We start from the raw sequence: 7,624 nt of genomic DNA on the forward strand, positions 1-7,624 counted from the left end.
GGGCGGCCGCCATGCGGCTGGTAGCGCAGCAGGGCTTCCAGGTCGCCGGTGGAGGCCAGCTGGCGCAGGCCGGCGCGCAGCATGTCGGCCTGGCCGGGCAGGCTGGGGTAGTTGAAGCTCAGGTCCACCATGTCCGCCGGCACGGCTTGCTGGTCGACGCCGTGGCCGGGCGGCAGGGCGCTCTCCTTGACGAAGGTGCCGCGGCCGGTTTCTCCGCTGACCAGCCCCATCGCGTCCAGTTCGGCATAGACGCGCGTGGCCGTGGCGAGCGCTAGGCCTTCCCGCGCGGCCAGCTGCCGGTGGGTGGGCAGCCGCGTGCCGGGCGGCAGGCGGCCGGCGCGGATGTCGCCGGCGAGCCGGTCGACCAGGTGCTTGTAGCGGGCGAGGGCCATGCGCGAGTGTATCCATGACAATTTTTTGATTGTCTGGGGTGATGCCCATACCATGGCGGCATGCACATCGCCATCCTCACCTTCGACGGCTTCAACGAACTCGACTCGCTGATCGCGCTCGGCATCCTCACCCGGGTGCAAAAGCCGGGCTGGCGCGTCTCCATCGCCAGCCCCACGCCGAAAGTCCGCTCGATGAACGGCGTGGTGCTGGAGGCGCAGGCCTCGCTGCAGGACGCCTGCGACGCCGATGCGGTGATCGTGGGCAGCGGCATGCGCACGCGCGACGTCGTGGCCGACCCCGCGCTGATGGCGCAGCTGCGGCTGGACCCGGCGCGCCAGCTGCTGGGCGCGCAATGTTCCGGCACGCTGGTGCTGGCCAAGCTGGGGTTGTTGCGGGACGTGCCGGCCTGCACCGACCTGACGACGAAGCCGTGGGTGGAGGAGGCTGGCATCGCCATCCTCAACCAGCCGTTCTTCGCGCGGGGCAACGTGGCGACCGCGGGCGGCTGCCTCGCGTCCCAATACCTCGCCGCGTGGATGATCGCGCGGCTGGAAGGCATCGGCGCGGCCGAGAATGCCATGCACTACGTGGCGCCGGTGGGGGAGAAGGAGGAGCACGTGGCGCGGATGCTGGCGAACATCGCGCCGTATGTGGAAGGGGTGTTCGCGGCGGCTGAATCGGAGTGAACGCATGAATGACAAGACATCAGCGAAGGCCGCGCAGCCGCGCCTGCTCGCAGGCGGCAATCCCCAGATCGCGAAGGCCGAGGGGGATGGCCCGGTACAGGCTTACATCGCGGCAGTTCCAGGATGGAAGCGCGACGTCGTGCGCCGCGTTGACGCACTCGTTGCCCGCACCGTGCCCGGTGTGCGCAAGGCAGTCAAATGGAATTCCCCCTTCTACGGCCTCGAGGAGCAGGGCTGGTTCCTGAGCTTTCATTGCTTCACTAGGTACGTGAAAATTACTTTCTTTCGCGGTGCGTCACTTCAACCTCCGCCTCCTGGGGAATCCAAGCAGGCGGAGGTTCGGTACCTCGACATTCACGAAGATGATTCGTTCGATGAGGCGCAGTTCGCCGAATGGGTGACACAGGCGAGCCGGCTGCCCGGCTGGAAACAGGGGTGACAGGCGTGGACACCAAGGGTTCTCACGCGCAGCACAGGTCCACACATTGAGAAGAGATTCGGGAGCGGCGTTCGCACTTACAACATCGCGAGCGGCCGCGCCCCTTCAGGTGGCGTGAAGATGCCATCGAGCGCATCCAACTCCTCTTTCGACAACGGCTTCGCCAGCGCCCCCGCATGCTCCCGCAGCCGGTCCGCATGCCCCGCCTTCGGGATCGCGATTACGCCCTCCTGCGCCAGCAGCCAGCCAATTGCCACCTGCGCCGGCGCCATGCCGCGCTCCCTGGCGAACGCCTGCAGCGCCGCGTTTTTCAGCAACCGCCCCTGGTCGAACGGCGAGTACGCCATCACCGGCACGCCGCGCGTGCGCAGCCACGACTGCAGATCCCATTCGATCCCGCGCTCGCCGATGTTGTAGAGCACCTGGTTGGTCTGCGCCGCCTCGCCGCCCGGCGTGCGCCACAGCGTCTGCATCGCCTGGGTGTCGAAGTTGCTCACGCCCCAGTGCCGGATCTTGCCCGCGCGCCGCAGCGCCTCGAACGCCTCTACCGTCTCGTCCAGCGGCACCGCGCCCCGGCCAGTGGAGCAGGTACAGGTCGATGGTGTCGACGCCCAGCCGCCGCAGGCTGGCCTCGCACGCCTTCGGCATGGCGCGGCGCGATGCGTTGTGCGGGTAGACCTTGCTGACCAGGAATACCGCATCGCGCCGGCCTGCGATGGCTTCGCCGACCAGCTGCTCCGCGCGCCCGTCGCCGTACATCTCGGCCGTGTCCACCAGCGTCAGGCCCAGCGCGATGCCGGCGCGCAGCGTCGCGATCTCGTCGGCGCGTTGGGCCGGGTCGTCGCCCATGTTCCAGGTGCCCTGTCCCAGTGCCGGCACGCGCTCGCCACAGGGAAGAAGAACCGTGTTCACCGGCGCCGTCCTTTCACAGCGCCATGGACGGCCGCAGCGCCATCGCCGCGCGCCAGCGCTGCAGCTGCGGATGCTGCTCGCTCGGCTTGACCTTCACCACGCGGGCGAAGTCCACCGCCACCACAGCGGTGATGTCGGCGATGCTGAAGCGCTCCGTGGCGATGAAGTCGCGCCCGGCCAGATGGGCGTCCAGCGTGGCGAAGAAATCCTGCACGCGCGCCAGCCCGCGCTGGCCGAGTTCGGGAATCTGCGGATGGTCGCGCGGCCCAGGCAGCGCGCGGTTGGCCATGGCCGGGGAGCTGTTGCGCAGCGCCTCCGCAATCGCCAGCAGGCCGTCGAATTCGATGCGCCAGTTCCAGCTGGCGATCTCCGCCTTTTCCAGCGGCGTGCGGCCCAGCAGCGGCGGCTCGGGGCGCAGCGCCTCCAGGTAGGCGGCGATGCCAGCGTTGTCCGTCAGCACCGCGCCTTCCTCGGTGCGCAGCGCCGGCACGGTGCACTGCGGATTGATGCGGCGGTACGCCTCGCCGAGCTGCTCGTTGCTGCGCAGGTCGATCTGCACCGTGGCGTGCGCGATGGCTTTCTCGGCCAGCAGGATGCGTGCGCGGCGCGGACTCGGTGCCGTGGCGCAGTCGTACAGCGTGATCGTCATGCCGTCGTCATGCGGTGGGGTTTAGCCTGTCCTGCGTCTTCGTGTCGAAGTCGCCCGCGGCGTGCCGTTCGTGCAGCTGGCTGGACGGCTCGCCCCAGGTGCGGTTGACCATGCGGCCGCGGCGCGCAGTGGGGCGTTGCGCGATCTCGTCGGCCCAGCGCACCACGTGCGTGTACGTGTGCACCTGCAGGAACTCGCCGGCCCCATACGTCTGCCCCTTGGCCAGCGCGCCGTACCAGGGCCACACGGCGATGTCCGCGACGGTGTAGTCGTCGCCGGCCAGGAACCGCGTCTCGGCCAGGCGGCGGTCCAGCACGTCCATCTGGCGCTTGACCTCCATCGCATAGCGGTCGATGGCGTATTCGATCTTGAAAGGCGCATAGGTATAGAAATGCCCGAAGCCGCCGCCCAGGAACGGCGTGCTGCCCATCTGCCAGAACAGCCACGACAGGCACTCGGCCCGCGCCGCTCCTTCGGCGGGCAGTAGCGCGCCGAACTTCTCGGCCAGGTACACCAGGATGGCGCCTGACTCGAACACGCGCACCGGATTCGGGCCGCTGCGGTCCAGCAGCGCGGGGATCTTGGAATTGGGGTTGATGCCGACGAAGCCGCTTGAGAACTGATCGCCCTTGTTGATGTCGATCAGCCAGGCGTCGTACTCGGCGCCCGCGTGGCCAAGCGCCAGCAGTTCCTCCAGCATCACCGTGACCTTCACGCCGTTGGGCGTGCCCAGCGAGTACAGCTGCAGCGGATGGCGGCCCACCGGCAGTTCCTTGTCGTGCGTGGGCCCGGCCACCGGGCGGTTGATGTTGGCGAACTTGCCGCCGTTGGCCTGGTTCCAGGTCCAGACGGCGGGCGGGGTGTAGTCCTGGGTGTCGCTCATGCCTGTCCTTTTTCTTCGGTGCAAAAACAGTATAGGGACGCGGCGCGGACGGCGCTGCGCATGGTCTATGCTGCGCGCAGGAGTTGCGCCATGTCCGTTTCCGTTCCGCCGTTTTCCGTTCCACCCGTTGCCGCCGATCGCCTGCCCGCGCTGCTGCGCGCCATGCCCAAGGCCGAGCTGCACATCCACATCGAGGGCTCGCTCGAGCCCGAGCTGATCTTCGCGCTGGCACAGCGCAACGGCGTGGCGCTGCCGTACGCCGACGTCGAGTCGCTGCGCCGCGCCTACGCGTTCACCAACCTGCAAAGCTTCCTGGACATCTACTACGCCGGCGCCAGCGTGCTGCTGGCGGAGCAGGATTTCCACGACATGGCTTGGGCCTATCTGCAGCGCGCCGCTGCCGACAACGTGCTGCGCGCGGAGATCTTCTTCGACCCGCAGACGCACACGGCGCGCGGCGTGGCGATGGAGACGGTCGTCAACGGACTGCACAGTGCCTGCCGCGCCGCGCGCGCGCAGCTTGGCGTGGACGCCGAGCTGATCCTGTGTTTCCTGCGCCACCTGAGCGAGGAAGAAGCGTTCAAAACGCTGGAGCAGGCGCTGCCCCTGCGCGACAAGTTCATCGGTGTCGGGCTGGACTCCAGCGAACTCGGCCATCCGCCGGAGAAGTTCGCCCGTGTGTTCGCACGCTGCCGTGAACTGGGCCTGCACCTGGTGGCGCATGCCGGCGAGGAGGGCCCGCCCGCGTACATCTGGTCGGCGCTGGACGTGCTGAAGGTCGAGCGCATCGACCACGGCGTGCAGGCGCTCCAAGACCCGGCGCTGGTGCGGCGCCTGGCCGCGGAGCGCATCCCGCTCACCGTCTGCCCTCTGTCCAACCTCAAGCTGTGCGTGTTCCCCTCGCTGGCCGAGCACAACCTCGTGCGCCTGCTCGATGCCGGGCTGGCTGCCACAGTGAACTCGGACGACCCGGCCTACTTCGGCGGCTACATGAACGACAACTTCCTGCAGACCTTCGCGGCCACCGGCATGGACGCCGGGCATGCCTATCGCCTTGCCCGCAACGGTTTCGAGGGCAGCTTCGCCGGTGAGAGCGAGCGCCGCCGCTGCATCGACCGGCTGGACGAAGCGTTCGCGCTTTCCTAGCGCGCGCCTGCCGGCGGAAAGAACACGCTGAAGGTGGTGCCCTCTTCGGCGGCCGAGGCCAGTTCCACCCGGCCGCGGTGCGCCCGCGCGATCTCGCGCACGATATAGAGCCCCAGCCCGACGCCGCGGCCGCCCTGGCTCATGTTGTTGCCGCGCACCATCGGCTCGAACAGCGTGGACTGCAAGGCTGGCGGAATCGGCGTGCCGTGGTTGTGCACAGCCAGCGCGCAATACTCCGGCCCGACGGTGGAGGTCACGGTGATGGTGCGGCCGGGCGCGCCGTAGGTGCAGGCGTTGCCCACCAGGTTGCCCAGCAGCTGCACCAGCCGGTCGGGGTCTGCCTCGCACGGGCCGCTGCCGATGCGCACGTGCTCGACCGGCCGCCCCTTGGCGGTGAGCGCCAGTTCCGCCACCGCGTCGGCCACCACCGCGTGCAGGTCGATCGGCATGCGGCGCACCGACAGGCCGCTGCCCAGCCGCGCCTGCGTGAAATCCAGCAGGTCGCCGATCAGGCGCTGCGCGCGCTTGGCCGAGTTGTCGATGCGGCCGACGACGGTGCGCTGCTGGTCGGTCAGTGTGCCGCGGCCGAGCAGGTAGGCGCCCATCTGGATCGCCGACAGCGGGTTGCGCAGGTCGTGGCTGACGATGCCCACCATCTGCTCGGCGAACAGGGCGCGGTCCTCGGCGTCGGTGCGCTGGCGGTTGGCGGCAGTGACGTCCTGCAGGATGCCGACGAACTGGCTGACGGCCCCGTTCTCGTCGAAGAAGCCCATGCCGGAGGAGACCACGTCGCGCAGGTCGCCGTCGCGGCCGTGCAGGCGGTAGTTGCAGCGGTAGAAGCTGCCGTCGCCGAGGGCCTTGGCGAACGCGTGGGCCTCGCGCTCGCGGTCGTCCGGCGCGATGGCCTCCACGTAGTCGGCCGCGCCCACCGGCGCGGGCCCGGGCAGGCCGAGTAGCCGCGCCACGCCTTCGTCGTAGCGGCGCTCGCCCGCATGCACGTCGTAGTCCCAGATGAACAGGTCGGCAGACTCGAGCGCCAGGCCGAGCCGCGTGCGCGCCAGCACCAATTCGTGCTGGCCTTGGGCATGCTGCTCGGCCAGCTGCTGCGCGCGCTTGCGCTCCAGCAGCAGCTCGTGCTCGTAGCGGTGGCGGTCCTGCACGACGAAAAAGGCGGCGTCCAGCCAGGTCTCGCCGTCGCCGCGGCGCTCGGCCATGTTGACGATCATGGGCAGCGTGCTGCCGTCCTTGTGCCGCAGCTCCAGCTTCACCTCGGCCACCGAGCCTTGCATGCGAAGCAGCGGCGCGATGTGGGTCTGGTAGAAAATCCGCCCGCCGATGGTGAGCAGGTCATGCAGCTGCCGCCCCTCCATCAGCTCATGCTTCTCATAGCCCAGCCAGCGGCAGAGCGTCGCATTGGCCCTGGCAATGCGGCCGCTCTGCGCCGCGAGAAGCAGCCCGCAGGGCGAGGTGTCGTACAGCACCTCCGGGGCGGGCGGTCGGCTCGCCTCCATCACCCTCTTTACAGCGCGTCCAGGAATTCCTGGATGGCGGCAACGCTGGCGCCGGGCGCGCTCAGGTGCGGGCAATGCCCAACGTTCTCGATGATGCGCAGCGTGCTGTTGGGCAGCGTGCGGTGCAGGTACTCGCCCACCACCAGGGGCGCCAGCATGTCGTCGCTGCACTGCAGGATCAGCGCCGGCGTCTTCAGCAGCGGCAGGTCGGCGCGATGGTCCGACAGGAAGGTGACGCGCGCGAACTGCTTGGCGATCTCGGGATCGGTGCGGCAAAAGCTGTTGGTGAGCTCCTCGCCGAGCTCCGGCTGGTCGGGCGCGCCCATGATGGCGGGCGCCATGTTGCTGGACCAGCCCAGGTAGTTGCTTTCCAAGGCCTCCAGCAGGCCTTCGATGTCCTGGCGCTCGAAGCCCCCGACGTAGTCGCCGTCGTTGATGTAGGAGGGCGACGGCCCGATCATCGCGTGCCCGGCGAACCGGTTCGGCGCCTTGACGTCCGCCAGCAGCCCGATCATGGCGCTCACCGAATGGCCGACGAAGATCGCCTGCTCGCCCGGGCAGGTGGCGTCGAGCACCTCCAGCACGTCGTCGGCGTAGCCGTGCAGCGTGGCATATTTCTTCGGCTCGTAGGCGGACAGGTCGGAGTTGCCCAGGCCCACCAAATCCAGCAGGATCACCTTATGGCTTTCGGCGAAATGCGGCGCCAGCAGGCGCCACATGTTCTGGTCGCAGCCGAAGCCGTGGACGAACACCATGGGTCGGCCGGAGCCCTGGACGTGGACGTTGTTGCGTTTCAGGACTGACATGGGTTGGACGCCGACAGAAAGAGGAAACGAAAATTGTCCAACGGCGCAGGCTGAGTCGGTGGGATTTACGGCCAACTAGTGTCCTGTCCCGTAAATAACAGGCATTAATCGTGCTTGCTCTTGCGGTATCTTTCGAGCGGAGATACGCAATGAGAACGGGCAGGCCAAAGGCGGATTTGATCTTGTCGGACGAGGAGCG

At 68.4% G+C, this 7,624-nt stretch carries 8 protein-coding genes and 1 pseudogene; 3 read left to right on the forward strand and 6 right to left on the reverse strand.

Features of this window, described 5'->3' with window-relative positions; genetic code table 11:
- A partial coding sequence (locus H0U68_RS19575; protein WP_296358581.1) for a GntR family transcriptional regulator occupies positions 1-392 on the reverse strand: 392 nt, incomplete at its 3' end.
- Positions 393-452: 60 nt separating this feature from the next.
- Here H0U68_RS19575 and H0U68_RS19580 point away from each other — a divergent pair.
- Positions 453-1,079 carry a DJ-1/PfpI family protein gene (locus tag H0U68_RS19580; RefSeq protein ID WP_296358582.1) on the forward strand — a complete coding sequence of 209 codons (627 nt, stop codon included), beginning with the start codon at positions 453-455 and terminating at the stop codon, positions 1,077-1,079.
- A gap of 4 nt (positions 1,080-1,083) precedes the next feature.
- Complete coding sequence (locus H0U68_RS19585) at positions 1,084-1,518, forward strand: DUF1801 domain-containing protein (protein ID WP_296358583.1); 435 nt, start codon at positions 1,084-1,086, stop codon at positions 1,516-1,518.
- Positions 1,519-1,595: 77 nt separating this feature from the next.
- Here H0U68_RS19585 and H0U68_RS19590 read toward each other — a convergent pair.
- The 3 genes and pseudogenes from H0U68_RS19590 to yghU form a co-directional block, all read right to left on the reverse strand.
- Positions 1,596-2,430, reverse strand: a pseudogene (locus H0U68_RS19590) (aldo/keto reductase).
- A 13-nt stretch (positions 2,431-2,443) separates the two neighbouring features.
- Entirely contained in the window at positions 2,444-3,079 is a 636-nt protein-coding gene (locus H0U68_RS19595) for a glutathione S-transferase (protein WP_296358584.1), read from the reverse strand.
- 7 nt (positions 3,080-3,086) lie between these two features.
- Positions 3,087-3,962, reverse strand: coding sequence for a glutathione-dependent disulfide-bond oxidoreductase (gene yghU / locus H0U68_RS19600; protein ID WP_296358585.1), 876 nt, complete (start codon positions 3,960-3,962; stop codon positions 3,087-3,089).
- 90 nt (positions 3,963-4,052) lie between these two features.
- Between yghU and H0U68_RS19605 the strand changes: the two genes are divergently transcribed.
- A complete protein-coding gene (locus tag H0U68_RS19605; RefSeq protein ID WP_296358586.1) occupies positions 4,053-5,108 on the forward strand; it encodes an adenosine deaminase in 1,056 nt (351 codons plus the stop codon).
- Here the strand turns inward: H0U68_RS19605 and H0U68_RS19610 are convergent.
- Together H0U68_RS19610 and H0U68_RS19615 are read right to left on the reverse strand one after the other, a co-directional pair.
- Positions 5,105-6,619, reverse strand: coding sequence for a sensor histidine kinase (locus H0U68_RS19610; protein ID WP_296358587.1), 1,515 nt, complete (start codon positions 6,617-6,619; stop codon positions 5,105-5,107). The genes H0U68_RS19605 and H0U68_RS19610 overlap by 4 nt on opposite strands.
- Positions 6,620-6,627: 8 nt before the next feature.
- The gene (locus tag H0U68_RS19615) at positions 6,628-7,425 is read right to left on the reverse strand and encodes an alpha/beta hydrolase (RefSeq protein WP_296358588.1); all 798 of its coding nucleotides are present in this window, start codon (positions 7,423-7,425) and stop codon (positions 6,628-6,630) included.
- Positions 7,426-7,624: the final 199 nt, after the last annotated feature.

Origin of the sequence: Ramlibacter sp. (assembly GCF_013697775.1) — a bacterium.
GTDB lineage: Bacteria > Pseudomonadota > Gammaproteobacteria > Burkholderiales > Burkholderiaceae_C > Ramlibacter.

Coding starts and splice junctions, on each gene's coding strand:
- yghU (WP_296358585.1), bottom strand. CDS start 3,962: ATGAGCGACACCCAGGACTACACCCCGCCCGCCGTCTGGACCTGGAAC.
- H0U68_RS19610 (WP_296358587.1), bottom strand. CDS start 6,619: ATGGAGGCGAGCCGACCGCCCGCCCCGGAGGTGCTGTACGACACCTCG.
- H0U68_RS19580 (WP_296358582.1), top strand. CDS start 453: ATGCACATCGCCATCCTCACCTTCGACGGCTTCAACGAACTCGACTCG.
- H0U68_RS19595 (WP_296358584.1), bottom strand. CDS start 3,079: ATGACGATCACGCTGTACGACTGCGCCACGGCACCGAGTCCGCGCCGC.
- H0U68_RS19605 (WP_296358586.1), top strand. CDS start 4,053: ATGTCCGTTTCCGTTCCGCCGTTTTCCGTTCCACCCGTTGCCGCCGAT.
- H0U68_RS19615 (WP_296358588.1), bottom strand. CDS start 7,425: ATGTCAGTCCTGAAACGCAACAACGTCCACGTCCAGGGCTCCGGCCGA.
- H0U68_RS19585 (WP_296358583.1), top strand. CDS start 1,084: ATGAATGACAAGACATCAGCGAAGGCCGCGCAGCCGCGCCTGCTCGCA.